A 20,242-nucleotide genomic window follows, 5' to 3' on the forward strand; every position below is an offset into this window, starting at 1 on the left:
CTTCAACCCCCGATCCGGCTCGGACCAGGGGGAACGGCGCCGGGCGCACCGAGCGGGTGCCGAAGCGCCTGCCTGAAGAGCGCTTGCGCCAGCACGCCCGCAAACAGCGCGTTCGTCTTGGCGTATCGCCACCACATCCGCCCGGGCTCCTGATAGATGCGGTACAGCCACTCGAGGCCGAGCTTCTGAAGCCGTACTGGCGCGCGCCGAACGGTACCTGCCAGAACATCGAATGCACCACCCACACCCATGATAAAAGGCACGCCGAGATCATCGCGGTGAGCGGCGAGAAAGCGCTCCTTCCGGGGCGTCGGCATGCCGATGAAGAGGCAATCGGCCCCGCTGGACTGGATGTCTCGTACGACGTCTTTCTCCTGCTCGCGCTTGAAGTAGCCGTCGTGCCAGCCCGCAAAGACAAGCGAGGGATGCCTCTCGCGCGCGCTCTGCATCGCCTGGTGCAGCACGCCGGGGGTCGCTCCCAGGAAATAAGGCTTGAAGCCTTCATGCGCGCATACCGCGAGCAACTCGGCGAGGAGATCCACGCCCGCGACGCGCGACGTGGCCGGAAGTCCCAGCGCTCGAGCGCCCCAAACGATCCCCATGCCGTCGAGGCCGACGACATCGCTGTTGGCGACATCGGCCGCGAGCACGGCATCAGACCTCATATTGACGAATTTGGCGACGTTCAGCGCCACATGTTGCAGCCTTCGCCGGCTGTGCATAGCCCCGCGCGCCAGATCGACGGTTTCTGCCATTGTCAGCAGGTCAACGGGACATCCCAGAAATGAGGCGCGCATTGGAACCTACCTCCCAGAAAAAAATACGGTCTGTTTAAGTTTGCATTTAAGATTATTATCTAGATAATACGCACCGGATATTTAATAGCAAGGTTTAAATAGGATAGAATTTGGCGCCTGACAGCGGAATATCGGGGCCCACACGCAAGAGGCGGGCAGCAGATCCAAAGTCAATTAAATAGAGGATTTAACTAATGATTTCGGTCATTATTCCGCATCTCAACCAGCCTGACGCGCTGGAATCCTGCTTGCGAAGCCTGGACGCGCAGACCCTGCCTCGGCACGCGTTCGAGATCATCGTGGTGGACAACGGCTCGGCAACGCCCCCAACAGACATCGTTGGCGGCCATCCTCGTGTACGACTGCAGCACGAACCGCATCCGGGTCCCGGTCCGGCGCGAAATGCGGGTGTCGCTGCGGCCAACGGCGAGATCCTCGCTTTCATCGATGCCGATTGCAGGGCCCATCCGGATTGGTTGAGCAGCGTGATGAAATGGTTCAACTTGTCGCCGGCTGGCACAGTTCTCGGGGGCGACGTTCGCATTTGGCACCCGGAAAGTGCGGAGCTCGACGCCATTGCGGCATACGAGAGCGTCTTCGCTTATCGCTTCAAGCTCTATATCGAGCGCCACGGTTATTCCGGCACCGGCAATATGGCGGTGTTTCGCCGCGATTTCGATCGCGTCGGCCCTTTTGCCGGCATTGAGATCGCCGAAGACATGGAGTGGGGAGAGCGTGCGCTGCGCGCGGGACTTCGATTTCGATACACTCCCGAGATGATCGTCTTCCATCCCGCCCGGAGCTCCCTTCGGGAGCTCTACGCCAAATGGGATCGACACATCGCGCATTATCGCAACATGGCGGAAGGCAAGCCTGTTTGGCAATTGCGCTGGCTCGCGCAGGCGTTGCTGGTCTTCGCATCTCTCGCGCCAAACGCCGTGACTGTGCTGACCAGCGACCGCCTCCATGGTAGCGGCGTCCGCCTCAAAGCTATTGCCGTATTGTGTGCCGTCCGGGCGCACCGCGCCATGACGATGATCTCGCACCTGCGGGGCCGGCGAGCAGTCGCTTGGAATCGTTAGTGCGAAGGCAATTCTGTCAGGCGCCGCCGAAGGCACAGTTGTTGGTCAGCCCCGGCAAGTCGGTGCGCCGGCCGAATGACCACAGAATCCAGCCGAGCTCGTAGCTACGGCACTCAAGCCGAACTTCCACGTCAGTGCCGTCGATCAGTCGCTGCCGGTTTCCGAGCCAGGCGTTCTTGACTGCGCGCAATGCGCGCGGCGCCTTCGTTGTCAATTCGCCTTTGCGAACCTGTGAGCGGAGGGTCAGGCTCAGTTCAGGCACGAGCATGGCCCGGTCCAGCTGGTTCTGGCCAAGTACCCAGTTGAATCCCTTGACCAGGGCGTCCCGCGATCCCCTCTGCCCAAAGCGCTCCGCCCATTCCAGCAGTGCCGGGGCCATTCCATACTGATGAACCGAGTAGACCTCATAGAAATCAAGGACGCGGCCGCTCATCGCGTCGAAAAACCAGGGCCATTCACCTTGTGGGCCTTGAAGCGCTATCAGATTGCGCACGCAAGTATCGGCCATGACAAGCGCGGACGCGTCTCCGGCGAATTCGCCATATTGATAGCAGGCGATCGAGAGATAGGTTTGCGTCGCAAATGACGAGAAGCGGCGGCGAAACCCGAACGGTGCATCGAAGAACAATCCCGATTCGCTGTGGAAGCGTTCCTTCAGGAAACGAAAAAGCGGCCCGGCGTAGCGCCACCACTCGTTCTCGCCTGCCCTCGCCTGAGCCACGACTCCCGTGAGCAGCATGCCAATATCCTGCGCACGAAAGCTCTTCCACCTGGACTCGTCGGCGAGAATGGCCGTCAGCTCGCGTTTGACCGGCTCGGGCGTTTCGAGGCCGAGCTCGGCGGCGCTCCACAGCGCCATACCGAAGGCGTACTTGCGCACCGGAAGCCTCGTGAGTAGCGAAGCGTTGCGGCTGAATATTTCGGGCAGATCAAGACCACTCGGAACTCCAGCGACGCGCGACATCCCGAGTAAGACATTGAGCGTATAGAATACGTCGCTGTTCGGTACCGACTCGTTTGGTGAAGGACGTCCATCGAGATGGAAAATGTGCGACCACCGGCGATGTTCAGGTAACCAACAGCGTTCCAGCCCATTGAGCGCATAGTTCACCAGCGGTGAATTGTGCGAGAGCTTACTCGAAGCCGTGGGCACCAGGAGCTTCACCCCAAAATTTGGACTAATGATCATGGTCATTTACCATCCCTAGCCGGGTCAATATTCCCGGATGCTCTCATCCAATCCGCGCAGCAATGGATAGAGGAAATAGGAAATCACGGTGCGCTTGCCGACTTTCAGTTCGGCCGTCACCGCCATCCCCGGAATCAGTTGAATACGCTCAGGAGGAAGCCGAAGGTGCGTGTCCGACAAATCGACCAGTACGCGGTAATAGGGAGCTGGCGCACGGCGCGCACCTTCGGCCTTCGTATCCGGCGAGAACGTGTCCTGACTGATGACGCGGACTTCTCCCGTCGCGGTTCCATACTTCTGAAAAGGAAACGCTTCGAACTTGATCCGAACCGCTTGTCCAAGCGCCACCTGACCGATATCCCGCCCCTCGACGTTGACCTCCGCCTGAAGAGGCACGTCACGCGGAACCAGGACAAACAGCGTTTCCGCTTCGCGAACCACCGAGCCGACTGTCCGGTTCGCGATATCCAGCACCACGGCATCTGCCGGCGCCTGCAGGACGATCAACTGTCGACGAAGCTCGGCCTTCTTCAATTCCTCTGCTGCGCCGTTACGCTTCGGCACCGTCTCCACCAATTCCTGATAAGTGGTACGACGAAACTCCTCGGCGAAGACCTTCTGGTCGGCGCGGGCCTTGTCCAGCCGATGCGTCGTGTCGGCGATACTGCCACGAACACGCGCCAAATTGCTCTCGACCTCGAGCCGTGCATCGCGAGACAATAGGAAGTTCAGCCTTGATCCGACTTCCTTGTCCATCAGTGTGGTGCGCATGGCTTCAATTGAACGCATCGTGTCGAGACGCTGAAGGAGAACCGCCTCTTCGTTCTGTGCTGTCTTGAGATTGGCTTGAGCGGAAGCGATCTGCGCGTCGTAATTCTGGATCTGCGCTTCGTAAGCGGCCCTCCTCTGCAAGAACAACTTGCCCTGCAGGACCTGGTCCGCGTTCGCGAGCTCCTTGACGGCGTACTCGGCTCCATTCAATTCGGCGCCCAGCCGATCGATCGAGGCATCGAAACCGGCCACTCTGCCGCGCAATTGATCGAAATCCGCTTGCGAGAACGTCGGATCGAGGGTCGCCAGAACGTCGCCGCGGTTGACGCGGTCACCGGCCTTGACATGGATCTCGCGTATGACCGACGTTTCCAGCGGCTGCACGACTAGGTTGGGACGTGTCGTGGTCAATTTTCCCTGCGCCGTGACGATCATCTCTACTTGCGAAACGGATGCCCAAGTGATCGCGAAGACGATCAGCGCAAGTATGCCGTAGAGGGTGAGACGCGCGAGCCGCGGCGGCGCTTGCTGCTCGACCTCGGTGGCATCGGACTGGAATTCGGCGATGACTGGCGCTCGCCTCGCCGATGACCTGAATAGCTTTCGCCGTCGGTCGACCGGTCTGGCCGGGACCGGGCCGATCGGCTTCGCATCTGCGCGTGATGGCCTCGTCTCCTTCATGCAATCTGCTTCATCTGTTGGTTCCACAAGTGTCTGTAGATGGTGCATTTCGACAGGAGATGGTCGTGGCGATCCACGTCGACGATTCGGCCGCGGTCCATCACCAGGATCTGACTTGCCTCGGTCAGCATCGACAGCCGATGCGAGACGATGATGACGGTACGCCCTGCCGCCAAACGGCGGAGATTGCGCCGGATGATCATTTCGCTTTCGGAGTCGAGGGCACTCGTCGCTTCATCGAAAATCAAGATTCGTGGATTGACAATCAGAGCCCTCGCGATCGCGAGTCGCTGCTTCTGCCCGCCGGACAGGTTCGAGGCGTCTTCCTCGAGCATGGTGTCGAAGCCACGGGGCAACCTCTCGATGAATTCATCGGCGCCAGCGAGCTGCGCTGCGGCGACGACCTCGGCAAAGGTCGCGTCACGTTTCACGCAGGCGATATTGTCGCGAACCGTCCCGCGAAACAGGAAATTATCCTGCAAGACGATTCCGAGGTTTCGGCGCAGGTGGGCCAGGTCGAGCTCTCTCGAATCATATCCGTCGATACGTAGCAGCCCCTGCTGCACCGGATACATGCCCGAAATCAGCCTTGTGAGCGTCGTCTTGCCGGAGCCGCTTCGGCCCACGATCCCGAAGATCGAGCCTGGCTCGATGGTGAAGGAGACATCGTCAAGCGCCGGCGCTCCCTCGGCTCCGTAGCGGAAAGAGACACTGTCGAACTCGATTTTGCCGGCGAGGTCAGGCCGCAGCCCATCTTTCCGACCGTCACGTTCAGGCTTCTGATTCATGACCTCGCCGAGCATTTTCACGGCAAGCGCCACTTCCTGGTATTCCTGCACCATGGTCACGAGCTGGACCAGTGGTCCGGAGACCCTGCCGGCCAACATGTTGAAAGCGACCAGCGCGCCGATTGTCATTTCTCCGGCGAAGACATCGAGTGCTCCGACAGAGATGATTCCAAGCGTCATGATCTTCTCGAGAAATCCGGTGAGCGCCTGGGCGCCTGCGGAAATCTTCTCGACACCGAATCGCATGGTCACGGACTGCGCACATCGGCTATCCCAAACCCTGCTCTGCGCTGGCTCCATGCCCAGCGTCTTCACCGTGCGCATACCATGGACTGTTTCGACGAGGAGAGCCTGCCGCGCACCTTCCGCCTGGTAGAGATCGTAAAGACGTCGCCGGAAAGGGCCCATGAGCAGGCCGACAACAGCGCCGCTCGCGGCGGTGAAGGCCAGGACCATCAAGGTCAATTTGACACTGTAGAGCGCAAGGACCGGCAGGAAGACGAACAACGAGAGCGCGTCGAGGGTCGTCAAGAATAGTCGCCCGGTCAGAAACTCGCGGATCCGCGCCGCTTGTTGCATGTGCTTGACCAGTACCCCCGCGGCCATGTGCTCGAAGAAGGTGACTGGCAGCCCGAGGAGATGACCGAACGTCTTCGTCGCAACGCGAATGTCGACCCTGTTGGTCGCATACAGCAGCAAGTAGCGCCGCAGAAAGCCGAATATGGCGTCGAAGACGAGCGCTACGCCTGCTCCTGCCGCGAGTACATAAAGAGTGGTGAAGCTCTCGTGAACCAGAACCTTGTCGATGACGAGCTGGAAAAAGATCGGGACGACGAGGCCCAACGCGTAGAGCAGGATGGCGGCAATGGCGACGTCCCTGAACAGTCGCCATTGAAGAAGCAATTCCGGTACGAACCACCGGAGGCCGAAACTCCTCCGACCATCTTGTGTCAACGGCTCGCGCTTGATCAGGATCGTGTCGCCAGCCCACTGGGCACAGAAGCGGTCGCGATCAACAACCAAGACCTCGTGCTTGCGGTCGGCTAGGGGGTCGAAGATGCTGACGACCTCGGCGCCGTCAGCTCGCCGTCCCGCGCCAAGGACAACGATCCAGTTGCCATTGGCGAGCCTCGCTAGCGCCGGATAGGCTTCTCCGAGACGAATCAGCGCACCCCAATCCAGGTCCGTGCTTCTCGCGCGCAAGCCCGCATCCTTCGCCATGCGCAACAGAAGATTCAACGAGATCGGGGCGGCTACCGCGTAGGCACGCTTTAAGCGCTCGACTGGCAGATCTATGCCATGGTGACCGGAGACCTTGGACAGGCATTCCAATGCCGTCTGCATTGACAATCCGGGCGCGGGCGTATCCGCAACCTGGTCTTTCGCGCCGCCAGCGACGTCCATTTCAGCGGAAATTCGAAGAGACATTCAGGGACCGTGTGTTGGGCGCCAGCGCATCATGTATTCCCGACGCACCGTTGTGCGACTGAACTGACGGATTCTTCCGGACCACGCCCGCGTCAACTAGGCCCTGAAGCGCCTTCTGCATCACATCGACCGAATTGGCGAAGGATTCGACCGAAAAAATCAATCGCTGCGAAAACACTCGCTTGGGGGCATTGTTTGCGTCGCGCTCCGTCGGTGAAAGACTGACCAGATCGACACGGACGATGGTGCCGCTGACGGTAATTTCTTCGATTCCATCGGTATAAAGTTCGGCGTGCATCTTTACGTCTCCTATGCTGCCAGCTGCGGCCTGAAAACTACGTCAACGCCATAGCTCGTTGAGTTGTAGGTGTTGTTCGGGAATAGGCTGTCCGTCCCGTACGCAAACACACCGTTGCCGCCGATCGATGACGACGATGGGGCCGTCAGCGGTCCGTTGGTAATCGCGTTTGCGAGCAGGCCCGGATCGGCCGCGTAATTCCCGGAGGTGTGATAGGACGCGACGTAGGTCGTTCCCGGCATGATCGTCACGGGCGTGGCAAAATTGACCTGTTGCCAGCCGTCGGCCGTTTCGCTGGTAAAGGTCGCCGTTGCCAGCAAAGTCCCGGTGCTGCTCCAGAGATCCGCGACGTGGCTGCCCGTGTTGGATGGACCCTTGTAAAAGCGAATGCCGACAATATCGCCCGGGGTGGACGTCTGAAACTTGACGCCAAGTTCCACCGACTTTGGATCATTGGCCGCCACAATGCTGGGCTCATCACTTGCGCTGAACAGGCGCACAGTCGTCGAAGACGCAGCGTTCACATCGAGAGAGACGAGTGCGCTGGCGGTACCACTATGGCCGTCGGAGATGCTGTAGTTGAAGGACGCCGGTCCCGTGTAGCCGGCCGTAGGAGTGAAGATCACGCTGTTGCTTTGGGCGTTGAAGCTGGCGACCCCGTTCGTACCGCCGCTCGCACCCGTGATCGTGAGCGTATTGCCGTCCGGATCGGTGTCGTTGGCAAGCAGTACCGAGGCCGGAATCGCAAAGGGGACGTTCTGCGTGGCGTCCAAGCCGCTGTCGTTCGCAGCGACGGGCGACTGGTTGGCGCCGCCGCTCGAGCTGTTGAACACCACATCGACCCAGTAGTTGCTTGCGCTATAGCTGCTGGTCGGCATCAGATTGCTTGTTCCGTAAGTGTAGAGGCCATTGACGCTCGCAGGAGCCGTGAGCGGACCGTTGGTGCGGGCGGTGGTGAAGTAGCTGGTGGTGGAGGCATAGTGGCCGTTGCTGTGATAGCTTGCGACATAGGTGGCGCCGGCCGTGATGGTTACGGGACTGCTGAACGTGACGGTCTGCCAGCCGCTGCTGCCCTCGTTCGTGAAAGTCGCGGTCGCCAGCAGCGCGCCGGTGCTGCTCCACAACGATCCCGTATGAGTGCCGAGGTCATTTGCACTCTTGAAGTACTTGATGCCGGTAATCGTGCCTGCCACGGAGGATGAGAATTGCACGCCGAGATTGACCTGAGATGTGTCCCCATTGGATCGCAGTGCGGGGGTGTCCGAACTCGAGAACAGGCTCACCGTTGACGGAACTGCCGACACTGCGATATTGAATGTCTCACTGCTCGTGAGATTGCCCAGATCGGCAGCAGAGACCGTAACGCTGAGCGTGCCAACGTTCGCAGACGTCGGCGTGCCGCTAAAGGTACGGGTCTGAGCATTGAACGTGAGCCAGGCGGGAAGGGCCGAAGTTACGGCGTAGGTGAGCGTGTCGCCGGCATCGACATCGGTGAAAGTGCCGGCGGGCAGCGTCAGAGAGAACACGGAGCCCACCGTCGCAGCCTGGCTTCCGGTCTGGATCGCCAGCACCGGCGCGTCGTTGGCGCCGTGAATGGTGACAGTAAGGGTGGTCGACGATGCGACGCCGGCGGCGTCCCGCATCGTATAGTTGAAGACATCGCTCAGCGTATTGCTCGACTGCCGCAGGGCCTGCACGGCCGCATCGTTCTCGTTCACCGTATAGGTGAAGGCACCTGAGGCACTGAGCAAGAGCGTGCCGTGTGCGCCCGCGAGAGGGGTATTGAATATCCCGTTGGTCGAGCCGAAGCTGAATGCAGTGACGGTCTTGGTGTCGCCGGAATCGGGATCGATATCGTTGGTCAGCACGTTGCCGATGGCGGGCGAACCGCCAGTGCTGTTGTTCGCGCCGCCCTTCTCGGTCGCATCCGCGCCGTCAGCAACCGCGGTTGGCGGCGTATTATTGGCGGCGGTGGAGCCGTTGAAGACAACATCGACCCAATAGTTGGAAGATTTGAAGCTGTTCGTCGGGAACGCGCTTCCGGCTCCGTAAATATAGACTCCGTTGCTGCCGGCCGGTGCCGTCAACTGGCCGTTGGTAAGCGACGTCGCGAAATAGTTCTGGGTACCGGAATAGTTGCCGTTGGTGTGGTAGGACGCGACGTAGGTGGTGCCTGCCGTGATCGCCACAGGGGAGGAGAAGTTGACCTGTTGCCAGCCGCTGGCGGTCTCGCCCGTAAACGTGGCGGTTGCAAGCAGCGTTCCGGTCGAGCTCCAGAGATCCGCAATATGGGAACCGGTATTGAGCGATCCCTTGTAGAAGCGCAGGCCCGTGATCGTCCCGTTCACCGATGCGGTAAACTTGACGCCGACTTCGACCGGGCTGCTATCACCGGAATTGGGAACGCTCGGCGCATCGCTCGTGCCGAACAGGCTCTGCGCGGAGGCCGGATAATTGACCTTGAGCGACACCTGGCCGGACCCGCTTTGGCCGCTCGTGTCCGTGATCGTGTAGCTGAAACTCGCCGCCCCGGCATAGCCGGCGGTGGGCGTGAAGGTCACGGTCTGGTTCTGGGAATTGTAGCTTACGCTTCCATTGGCCGCGTTGCTGACGCTGGTGAGCGAGAAAGCCAATCCGGACGCGTTGGTATCGTTCGCGAGCAGCGTCGATGCCGCAATATTCAGCACGCCATTTTGGCTAACCGTGAAGCCGCTGTCGGCATTCGCTTGCGGCGCGCTGGTTGCGGCGGAGCCGTTGAAGACGACATCGACCCAATAGTTCGAGGATTTGAAGGTATTTGTCGGGAACGTGCTTCCGGATCCGTAGGCATAGACCCCGTTGCTGCCGGCCGGAGCCGTCAACTGGCCGTTGGCAAGCGATGTCGTGAAATAGTTCTGGGTACCGGAATAATTGCCGTTGGTGTGATAGGACGCGACGTAGGTGGTGCCTGCCGTGATCGCGACGGGGGTGGAGAAGTTGACCTGCTGCCAGCCGCTGGCGGTCTCGCCCGTGAACGTGGCGGTTGCAAGCAGGGTTCCGGTCGAGCTCCAGAGATCAGCAATATGGGGACCCGTATTCGACGATCCCTTGTAGAAGCGCAGGCCGGTGATCGTCCCGTTCACGGATGCGGTAAACTTGACGCCGACTTCGATGGGACTGGTATCGCCGCCATTGGGGACGCTCGGCGCATCATTGGTGCCAAACAGGCTCTGCGCCGAGGCCGGATAATTAACCTTGAGCGACACCTGGCCGGTGCCGGTTTGGCCGCTCGTGTCCGTGATCGTGTAGGTGAAACTTCCCGCCCCGGCATAACCAGCGGTGGGCGTGAAGGTCACGGTCTGGTTCTGCGAATTGTAGCTTACGCTTCCGTTGGCCGCGTTACCGACGCTGGAAATCGAGAAAGTCAGCCCGGACGGGTTGGTGTCGTTCGCGAGCAGCGTTGATGCCGCAATGTTCAGCACACCATTCTGGCTGACCGTGAAACCACCGTCGTCACGAGCTTGCGGCGACGTCTGGCCTGAATCGCTGAAGACGACGTCCACCCAGTAATTCGCGGCGTCGATCGAGGACGCGTTGCTGGGGAAAGTCGGGTTACTGCCGTAGGCATAGACGCCGTTGAGGCTGCTACCGGGCGCGGTGAGCGCACCTTTCGTAATGCCGTCATAGTCGATGAAATAGAAGTCCGTCGAGGAATAGTGGCCGGTGTTGGTGTGATAGGAGGCGACATACGTGACGCCCGCTTGAACATTGACAGGCGTCGCGAAATCAACCTGCTGCCAGCCGCTCGCTGTTTCGTTGCTAAAGGTGGCGCTCGCGAGTAGCGTGCCGTTGGTGGTCCAGAGATCGCCGATGTGGGTGCCGGTATTATCAGGCGCCTTGTAGAAGCGAATGCCGGTGATCTTGCCCGACGCGGTAGGGACGAATTTGAGGCCGACTTCAACTGCGCCGGAATCGCCGTTTGAAATCACCGCAGGCGTGTCGGTCGGACTGAAGAGCGACAGGCTGGAAGACGGCGTGACCGTGTAGGTCGTGCCCGTAACAGGTGTTTGCAGGTTCAGGCTGTCGTCGATCGCCCTGGTCTTGAGACTATATGTCCCCTGGGCGCCTGTGATGAACGTATATGACCACGTCACGTTCGCCGCGCCGACGTTGCTGTTGGTTGGATGCCAGGTTGTTCCACCATCCGTGGAGATTTCGACGCCGGCGATCTTTCCCGCCGCGTCAGCAGCCGTACCCGTCACCGTGATCGATTGCCCTTCGACAACGCTGGTAGCCGAGAGACTGCTGATCGCAGAGGTCGGCGCCGTAGTGTCTGTGGACCGGATCGCGGCGACCAGGTTCGCCTGCAGCGTCGCCGGCTGAACCCCCATGTCGGCGAAGAGGTTGACCATCGCCTGCTGGACATTTGGGTCCACTGGAGTCGCAGGTCCGTCGTGGTCACTGGCAAGCGCCCACGGCCAGTTGATTGAACCGGCTGAGAATATCAGTGCGCCACTAACGGGATCTCGATGCAGCACGAGATTGTGGGTCGCCGTGCCTGCTCCGAACGTGTTGCCGTAATCAAGCAGATACTTTCCGTCCACATTGACTGTCGAAGACGAGACACTGACCAACCCCGCCGGACGGAATCCGTTGTCCGGCGCGACGTCCCATTCAACGCCCAATAGGCCGGGTACGAGCGAGGCGGTCTGTCCGGGTGAGGTTTGCGCGACGGCCGTATTGCGCCAGAAGCGCAACTGGGTCATCGAGTACGGTATCGTGATCGTATCGTACCGGAATGCGTTGACCGCAAACAATGTACCGGTCAATTCATTCGAGGGAAGAGGAGCACCAAACCGCGGGTCAGAGTAGTTGCCGGTCGCCTGTCCTGATGGATCAATCAGCGCATTTGCGTGCGTATCCTTGTAGCTGATGAGCGTGCGGTTGGCTGTTCCACTGCCATCGATGCTGGGTGCCAATCTTGTTTTCCAGAAAATCTCGTTGGCTGTGAGAAACGCAAGGTTCACACCAGCGTGCGCTGCGGCCTCTACGTTGGCGCGCTGCGCTTCGGTCCAGTACTCGTCATGCCCCGCGTCCATGAAGACTTTGTGATTGAGCAACAACGAGCCGTTTGTCGCAGCATCGATTCCGGAAATGTAAGAAACATCGTAACCGTTCTGCTCGAGCCAATAGATGGCCGCAATCTCAGCCGTGAACGGAGAGTCTCCCCCCTCGGAGAAGGTTCCAGTGCCGTCACGCGTCACCAGCGGGCGATTGTAACTGACCGCGTAGGCCGATCCGTTGACGCCCGGTCCGTTTCCGAAATAGAGATTGGCCCCTCCCCAACCGTTGTAGGCTTGCCAGTCCTCATCACTCGTCTGCAGAACGATATCGCTGTGCGACGCGTCGTTCCGTATGATGAACGGGATCTGGAAAATCTCGGTGCCGTTGATGACGTTGGCGATGTAGACGCCCGAGGCCGCATCGGTTGGCACGCTCCAGGAATCGGTTACGCTCCAGTTGCCGGCATCGACGAGACCGGTCGACGGATCACGTAGTGCAGCGGGTTGGACGACCGCGGCTCCGGCCTGATGCTGCAGGCTCGTAACCAGCCGGGCACCATCGCCGCCGTAATAGCCTAGCCGGTAAACATCGACGTGATAGTTCGGGTTGCCCGTCAGATTGTTGATCTTGAATTGGACCGTCCCGCCGACATTGGTGCTGATTGCTGTCGCAAATCCCTGGGTCAGGGTCGAATTGTCGCCCGGCTGGATCTCCCAGACACTTCTCGGCGTGCCTGGCTTCTGGTTTTCCAGTACGGTGGGATTCGTGGGTGGATCGGAGACAATAGTGCCTCCCTGCCCATCGCTCTTGAAATTCCAATTCAGGTCCATCCCCGAAAACAGCAAAGTGGCACTTGCGGCACCGTTGCTGAAATCGACCACGCTGATATTCGAACTGTTGTCGTAGTGGACGGTTGCCGACATCGAGGATGTGAAGGGTAGATCCTTCAGGTCGATGAGGTTCCCCGGCGAAAGCGGCGCGCCCGGGGACGAACCTGCGATCAACCCGTGGAATCTGGCCGACTGATCGAGGACCAGCGTGCCAGCTTCCGTGTCGAACGACACGGTTATGCCGGAGAACGATCCATTCAAGAACTGCCCCGAAACCGAAGCTCCGATCTCCAGGATCGCCTTGTCTGCAATTTCGAAAGATCCCGTGCCTTTGACGTCGCCCTTAAAGTCCCCTGTAGCAATGCGATTACCAAGGAACGCCCCAACTTCGACAGTCCCGTTGTTCAGTACATCGCCTTCGACGACAAAGGGCGACCCGGCACCGATCGAAAGCGTCGCGCCTGCATCAACGACCAGGCTCCCAATATCAACACGGGCAGTGCTGGTGACGACATACGCTCCCGCCGCATCGAGCACCGCGGAGTCAATGATCCCTGGGACGCCGGCGCTCCAGTTCGTAGCGACATTCCAGACCCCGTCGCTCGAATTGCTCCAGTGGGTGGAGCTCGGGGTCGAAACCGATGATGATGTCGGCGGCGTCCGCTCGTTTGCCACAGTTGAGATCGTCGGGACCAAGCCCTGATGGCGGCTCGTCAAAGACGTCGAAGACAGCAGAGCAGACAATCGCGACTGGAAAGATGGGAAGAGACGGGGCAAGGCGCCGCGCGAGTTTGGCAGATCGCCCGAGCGGGCCCCAGACGACGCGCGGGCGAAACCGGCGTCCCCAACTGGAAGCGGCAGACGCGAATCCTCGCTCGCCGAGGGATCAGCAAACGGTTGGCTCCAGAGGACGGATGGATCGGGGCCATCGAACGCATTCCAGAACGCCGATTCTGGCCAAAAGGCGGGGGAAAGTTCCCCTGGGAAAACGGCCCGGGCTCCCCGACCAAAGACGTTCGCCTTTTGCACAAGCATGGCTAAACCGATTAATTAAACGAACCTTATCGATTTAATTCTATTTTAAACCGTCCGTCAATTCAATGTGCACATCATTCAGGTGATTTATAATTATCGGCTTGGTACCGCTATTATTGCGAAGCGTGATGCGGCAGCCGAGTGATTTCGTTCAGATATTTGCCATAACCGCTCTTCTCCAGCGGCTGCGCGAGCGCGAGCACCTGATCACGATTGATGAAGCCGAGTCTGAAGGCGACCTCCTCGAGGCAAGCAATCTTCATTCCCTGCCGCTTTTCTAGGGTTTGCACGAACATCCCTGCGTCGACGAGAGACTCGAACGTGCCGGTATCCAGCCAGGCAAACCCCCGTCCCATGCGCTCGACGTGCAGCGCATTGGCCGAGAGGTAGCGCATCTGAAGATCGGTAATCTCGAGCTCTCCGCGGGGCGATGGCTCGACGCGACGAGCGTAGCGAACAACCCGGTTGTCGAAAAAATAGAGCCCCGTAATTGCCCAGTTCGAAGGCGGTCGGTTGGGTTTCTCCTCGATCGATACAGGGCGGTCCGCCTCATCAAACGCGACCACGCCATATCGTTCTGGGTCTCGCACGTGATAAGCGAAAACCGTGGCGCCTTCCTCACGTCCCGCCGCCTTGGCAAGCAGTTCACTCAGGCCATCCCCGAAGAAGATATTGTCCCCAAGAACCATCGCTACACGATCGTTTCCGATGAAATCGGCACCAACGATGAAGGCGTCCGCGAGACCGGCGGGACGGGCTTGTTCGGCGTAGCTGAGCCGAATGCCCCATTGGCTCCCGTCGCCCAGCAACCGCTCGAACTGACACCGATCGGACGGCGTGGTAATAATCAGAATTTCGCGGATCCCTGCCAACATCAGCGTCGACAGGGGATAATAGATCATGGGCTTGTCATAGATCGGGAGCAACTGCTTGCTGACGACGCGCGTGATCGGATAGAGGCGCGTTCCGCTGCCGCCAGCCAGCACGATTCCCTTCAGCATTGGTTTCTCCTTCTCCCGCTAACTGATCGAGACAGGCTTCGAGCGAATGGCGCCAGGGCGCCAATCGAATCCCGAACACGCGTTCGGCCTTGGATGAGTCGAGGCGCGAGTTTCGAGGCCGACGCGCAGCGGTCGGAAACTCTTCCGTCGTGATCGCCTCGAGCGCCGGAATCCGCTCTCCGCGACGGGAGCGCGCGTCGAAGATCGCCTGCGCAAAGTCGTACCAGTTCGTCTCGCCTCCGCCAGCAAGGTGAAAGATGCCGGCCGTCGCCCTGCGATCGTCCGTTACTGACCGTTCTGCGATCCGAAGCACGGCCTCCGCGAGGTCGAATGCACAGGTCGGATTTCCATGTTGGTCCCGAACAACCCTCACAATGGGCTGGCTCTCACATAGCCGCAGCATCGTTCGAACGAAGTTGCTGCCATAGGGAGAGTAAATCCACGAGCTCCTGATCACGGTCGCGAGCGGGTGCGCGGCCAAAACAGCAGCCTCGCCGGCGAGCTTCGACGCACCGTAGACATTCAACGGCGCAGGAATGTCACTTTCGTCGTAGGCATCCGGTTTCGCACCGTCGAACACATAGTCGGTCGAGAGATGGATGAGTGGAATGTTCATCTGCCACGCGACATCTGCCAGCGCCGCCGCGCCATCGCGGTTGATGCTGAAGGCTTTCGCTGCATCGGATTCGGCCTGATCTACCGCGGTGTAGGCTGCCGTATTGATGATCGCAACCGGCGCGACCGACGCGATGAGCTTGTCGATCCCCTCGCGGTCCTCCAGATCGAGCTCTCGCCGCCCGAGGGCCACCACAGGCAGACCGCGCATTGCGCCGAGATCAAGAAGACACCTTGCCAGCTGACCATTCCGTCCGGCAATGAGGATGGGGCGATCTGTCATCTTCACCTCAGTGTTGGGCAGCCAGGAGACCCAGACGCGTGCCGTCATAGACACCGCAGCGAGCACGCTCCCACCATGCGCGATTCTTGAGATACCATCCGACGGTTTCGGCCAAGCCCTCTTCAAAGGTTCTCGTCGGTCCCCAGCCAAGTTCGCGATGTGCCTTCGACGCGTCGATCGCGTAGCGCGCATCGTGCCCCGGACGATCCGGCACGAACGTAACCAGAGATCGTCTCGCTCCTGCGCCCGGGGACAATCGATCCAGCACGTCGCAAATCTGGGTGACGACCTCCAAGTTGGATCGCTGGCTATCTCCTCCAAGATTGTACTTCTCGCCCGGTTTCCCATCGTAGAGCAGTTTTATCAAGCCGGTGGCATGATCATCGACGTGAAGCCAGTCGCGAATATTTCTGCCGTCGCCATAGACTGGTAGAGGCTTCCGGTCGATCGCATTGAGGATTGTCAGCGGGATGAGCTTTTCCGGGAACTGGTACGGCCCGTAATTGTTCGAGCAATTCGATACGATGACCGGCAGACCGTAGGTTCGAAACCACGCGAGCGCGAGGTGGTCCGAGGCGGCCTTGCTGGCCGAATACGGCGAACTCGGCCTGTAGGGCGTGTCTTCGCGAAACAAGTCGTCGGGCCCTAGTGAACCGTAGACTTCGTCCGTCGATACATGGATGAAGCGGAATTTCTTGCGTCTCAGAAGCGGCAGGTGCTCATAGTAAGTCCTGGCGGCCTCCAACAGCGTGTAGGTGCCAACTATATTGGTGTTGACGAAGGCGTCGGGCCGGGTGATCGAACGGTCGACGTGGCTTTCTGCGGCCAGATGTATGACCGCATCCGGCTCGTAATCGGCGAATGCGAGATCCATAACCTCGCGATCGCAGATGTCGGACTGCAGGAACGCATAAGATTCCCGCGTCTCGATGCTCGCCAGCGCAACTGGGTTGGCTGCGTATGTCAACTTGTCGATGTTGATGACTGCGGCACCAGTCTGCAGCACCAGACGGCGACACACCGCAGAACCGATAAAGCCCGCTCCGCCGGTCACCAGGATACGCATTCTACTCGTCTCCACTACTCAAAAACGAAACCAAGCTGGTTGAACGCAGGAAGGGTTTGGTCCTTTGGTGACACCTGAGCCTGAGAGATCGTCACGGGCCACTTGATCGCTAGCGTCGGATCAGCCCAATAGACGCCGCCGTCGTGGCTCGGGGCATAGACCTGGTCGACCTTGTACAAGACGACGGTCTTGGGTTGCAGCGTACAGAAGCCATGCGCGAACCCCTTCGGAATGAACACCTGCTCACCACTTTCACTATCCAGCTGGATGGCGATATGCTTGCCGAAGTTGGGCGATGACCGCCGGAGATCGACGGCAATATCGAGAATGGCCCCGTTCAACACCCGTATGAGTTTCGCCTGGGCGAAGGGCGGTCGCTGGAAGTGCAGGCCACGTACCGTGCCGATCCGGTCTGAGCTGGACTGATTGTCCTGCAGGAAGTCGTGGAGGATACCCTTTTCGGCAAAGGCCGATCGCTGGAAGGTCTCACAGAAGTAGCCGCGGCCGTCGGCAAACCGATCTGTTCGAACTACTTTGACATCAGGGATCGCCAAGGATCGCAGTTCCAGCATTAGGTACTCCTGCCGGCCCTCACTTCAGAATCGGGTTTCCATGCGGAGGGCATAATCCCCGATGGAATTAATTCTTTGCCAGGCCAAACCGGCCCCTAACCATCGCATTATTTTTGATGAAAACACTGCACGGACCTTAAGTGACGGAAATATAATACTGTTTTCCCACGATTTGACCCAAAAATGACGCGCTAATTGATTTTCGATCTCGCTTCAATTAATATATGATTCATTTAATTTGGCAAGCGGATTTTTATAAGGTATATAATCCCTCGCCGCTTGGTACGTCCTTCTTGAACGCTGGTCTGCGGGCGGGCGGCCTCAACGTGGCTCAGTCGGATAGGTACGTGATGCTCCAGAACAATCTTCAACACACGGATAAACTACGGCTGGCGGTGAACGGGCTTGCTCAACCCGTCCAGGCAGACAGCGGAGGGATCAACGACGTCATCAATTTCGCTATCGGGCTTCTGCGACGCCAATATCTCGTGATCCTTGTCACTGCTGGACTCATCACTGCGGCCAGCGTGCTCTATCTCCGGCTGGTATCTCCAACCTATACGGCGCAGGTTCAGATCCTGTTAGCCAATCCAAGGCCCCAGTTTGTCCAGCAGCAATCGCTCGTCGCCGAGCCGGCATACGATCTCGGTCAGATCGAGACCCAGCTTCAGCTCCTGAGATCAAGGGCAATTGCGGTTGCGGTGATCGACCAGTTGAAACTGACGGACGATCCGGACTTTAAGGCATCGGGGCCATCTCTACAGTCGCTCTGGCAGCGAATCCGATCATTCGCCTCGAATGGACCGAAGAAAGAAGGGCCCTCGGATACGCAGGGCGAACCATCGGACGCCATGGTAGACGCATTTCTCGGCCGACTTTCAGCTGGACGTATCGGGTACAGCAACATCATTGAGATCAGTTTCAATTCGAGCAACGCGGTTCGGGCCGCGGAGATCGTCAACGCCGTAGCCAAGGCCTATGTTGCGGACCAGCTCAACGCAAAGTTCGACGCAAATCGCAGGGCAACAAGCTGGCTGCAGGAGAGGCTGCGCGACCTTGGTGACCAGGCCCTCACTGCACAACGGGCCGTCGACGTCTACAAGGCCCAGAACAATATTGTTTCTCTGGATGGAAAGCCCATCGACGAGCAGCAGATCACGGAGATCAACAATCGATTGGCTGCCGCACGCGCCCAGACCTCTGAAGCCACGGCCAAATTGGCTCGCTATCAAACTCTCCTTACCTCGTCCGATCCGAAAAATCCGGCCTCGATGGCCAATCTGGATGCCGTCGGGGCCGATGCGCTGAACAGTCAGATCATCACGGGGCTGCGCCAGCAGTATCTAGAACTCATGAGACGCGAGGCCGAGTTGTCCGCCAGGGTCGGTCGCGACCACTTGGCAGTCGTCAATGTCCGGAATCGCGCGCGAGAATTTCGTGTCTCCATTTTCGACGAAGTCAGGAGACTTGCCGAAGTCAGCCGAAGCGAGTTCGAACTCGCCAAACAGCGCCAGGAAGAAGTCGAAAAGCAGCTGTCCAAGGCCGTTTCGCAGTCTCGTTCAGTTAATTCTGCCGAGTTGACTATCAAGGATCTAGATAGCCGGGCGAAGGGCTTGCGTAGCCTGTACGAGACCTTCTTGCAGCGTTACATGGGCTCCGCACAGCAGGAGACATTTCCTGTCTCAGAAACGCGGGTCCTTTTTCCCGCTTCGCCGCCGCCAAGCAAAAGCAAGCCAAAGACAAGGCTGGTACTGGCGCTGGGCATCCTTGGCGGTCTTGGAGTGGGCATCGGCTTGGCGCTCCTCAGAGACCTCATGGACCGCGTCTTTCGTACCTCCTCCCAACTGGAAACTGTGTTGGAATTGCCTTGCCTATCTATGGTCCCGTTGTTACCCGCCCGCAAGTCTCCGAAGCCGTCAGTTCGGCTCCTGAAAACCGATGATGATAACCAGCAGCGGATAGTTTCGTCTCCAACCGCAATTCACCGGACCGTGGTCGGGATGCCACTATCTCGATATACGGAGGCAATTCGTTCTATCAAGCTGGCCATCGACCACAATCCGGCGAAAATCTCCTCCCAGGTCATCGGTATTACCTCGGCCCTGCCGAATGAGGGGAAGACCACGATTGCGGCCTCGCTCGCGCAATTGATCGGGCACACCGGCAAGAGAGCCATCATCGTCGACTGCGACCTCAGGAATCCCTCACTAACAGCTATCTTTGCGCCCAAGGCTGTCAGCGGAATCATCGAAGTTGCAAACGGCACCCGGTCTCTGGCGGACGCCATTTGGCGGGATCCGACAACCAACCTTGCATTTTTGCCCGCCGTGCGGCGGGGACCCCTGCTTCACACCAGCGAAATTCTTTGCGCGGACGCGATAAGCAAGCTGTTCGACCGTTTGCGAGCTGACTATGACTACGTCATCGTCGACCTTCCTCCCCTGACCCCGTTGGTTGATGTCCGAGCCACTTCATCTCTCATCGACTGCTACATTCTGGTCGTTGAATGGGGCCGTACCAAAATAGATGTCGTGCAGCACGCGCTGCACACAGCACCCAACATTCACGAGTCGCTCATTGGGGCAGTGCTCAGCAAAACCGATACCAAGGCAATGGCTCGATATGACGGTCATCGGAGCTACTATTATCATGACAGCCACTACATCCGTTATGGACTTTCCGGCTCTTGAGGCTGTCTCGTAGCGGCCTCCGCGTTCTCCGGCCGGTGGATCGGCGGAGTGGCCGCACCACGATGAGGTTCAC

12 protein-coding genes are annotated in these 20,242 nt (G+C 59.2%); 2 read left to right on the plus strand and 10 right to left on the minus strand.

The annotated features are described in order from the left end of the window. Positions 1-2 precede the first annotated feature (2 nt). Complete coding sequence (locus tag GGD67_RS04520; protein ID WP_179731110.1) at positions 3-797, minus strand: WecB/TagA/CpsF family glycosyltransferase; 795 nt, start codon at positions 795-797, stop codon at positions 3-5. A 194-nt stretch (positions 798-991) separates the two neighbouring features. On the opposite strand from GGD67_RS04520, the gene GGD67_RS04525 reads away from it, so the two are divergent. Then, positions 992-1,879, plus strand: coding sequence for a glycosyltransferase family 2 protein (locus GGD67_RS04525; RefSeq protein ID WP_179731112.1), 888 nt, complete (start codon positions 992-994; stop codon positions 1,877-1,879). A 16-nt stretch (positions 1,880-1,895) separates the two neighbouring features. Here the strand turns inward: GGD67_RS04525 and GGD67_RS04530 are convergent, their stop codons facing one another. From GGD67_RS04530 to rfbC, 9 genes are all read right to left on the minus strand, one after another. Beyond that, positions 1,896-3,074, minus strand: a complete 1,179-nt coding sequence (locus tag GGD67_RS04530; protein ID WP_246784215.1) for a hypothetical protein — start codon at positions 3,072-3,074, stop codon at positions 1,896-1,898. Between the two features lie 18 nt (positions 3,075-3,092). After that, a complete protein-coding gene (locus GGD67_RS04535; protein ID WP_246784214.1) occupies positions 3,093-4,520 on the minus strand; it encodes an HlyD family type I secretion periplasmic adaptor subunit in 1,428 nt (475 codons plus the stop codon). After that, complete coding sequence (locus tag GGD67_RS04540) at positions 4,517-6,712, minus strand: peptidase domain-containing ABC transporter (RefSeq protein WP_409411097.1); 2,196 nt, start codon at positions 6,710-6,712, stop codon at positions 4,517-4,519. Before GGD67_RS04540 ends, GGD67_RS04535 begins: the two co-directional genes overlap by 4 nt. Before the next feature lies 1 nt (position 6,713). Next, a complete protein-coding gene (locus GGD67_RS04545) occupies positions 6,714-7,034 on the minus strand; it encodes a hypothetical protein (protein ID WP_038948915.1) in 321 nt (106 codons plus the stop codon). A gap of 11 nt (positions 7,035-7,045) precedes the next feature. Beyond that, on the minus strand, positions 7,046-12,862 hold the full coding sequence (locus GGD67_RS04550) for a DUF4082 domain-containing protein (RefSeq protein ID WP_409411103.1): 5,817 nt from the start codon (positions 12,860-12,862) through the stop codon (positions 7,046-7,048). Between the two features lie 1,193 nt (positions 12,863-14,055). Then, complete coding sequence (gene rfbA, locus GGD67_RS04555) at positions 14,056-14,943, minus strand: glucose-1-phosphate thymidylyltransferase RfbA (protein ID WP_179731114.1); 888 nt, start codon at positions 14,941-14,943, stop codon at positions 14,056-14,058. After that, entirely contained in the window at positions 14,852-15,841 is a 990-nt protein-coding gene (gene rfbD / locus GGD67_RS04560) for a dTDP-4-dehydrorhamnose reductase (protein WP_179731116.1), read from the minus strand. The genes rfbA and rfbD overlap by 92 nt, the downstream gene beginning before the upstream one ends. Positions 15,842-15,848: 7 nt before the next feature. After that, positions 15,849-16,907: a dTDP-glucose 4,6-dehydratase gene (gene rfbB / locus GGD67_RS04565; protein WP_179731118.1), complete on the minus strand. Its 1,059-nt coding sequence runs from the start codon at positions 16,905-16,907 to the stop codon at positions 15,849-15,851. A gap of 14 nt (positions 16,908-16,921) precedes the next feature. Beyond that, positions 16,922-17,479, minus strand: a complete 558-nt coding sequence (gene rfbC / locus GGD67_RS04570; protein ID WP_018316118.1) for a dTDP-4-dehydrorhamnose 3,5-epimerase — start codon at positions 17,477-17,479, stop codon at positions 16,922-16,924. Positions 17,480-17,829: 350 nt separating this feature from the next. Between rfbC and GGD67_RS04575 the strand changes: the two genes are divergently transcribed. Beyond that, positions 17,830-20,169, plus strand: a complete 2,340-nt coding sequence (locus GGD67_RS04575; RefSeq protein ID WP_179731468.1) for an AAA family ATPase — start codon at positions 17,830-17,832, stop codon at positions 20,167-20,169. Positions 20,170-20,242 lie beyond the last annotated feature (73 nt).

Source organism: Bradyrhizobium sp. IAR9 (assembly GCF_013408065.1).
Taxonomy (GTDB): domain Bacteria; phylum Pseudomonadota; class Alphaproteobacteria; order Rhizobiales; family Xanthobacteraceae; genus Bradyrhizobium.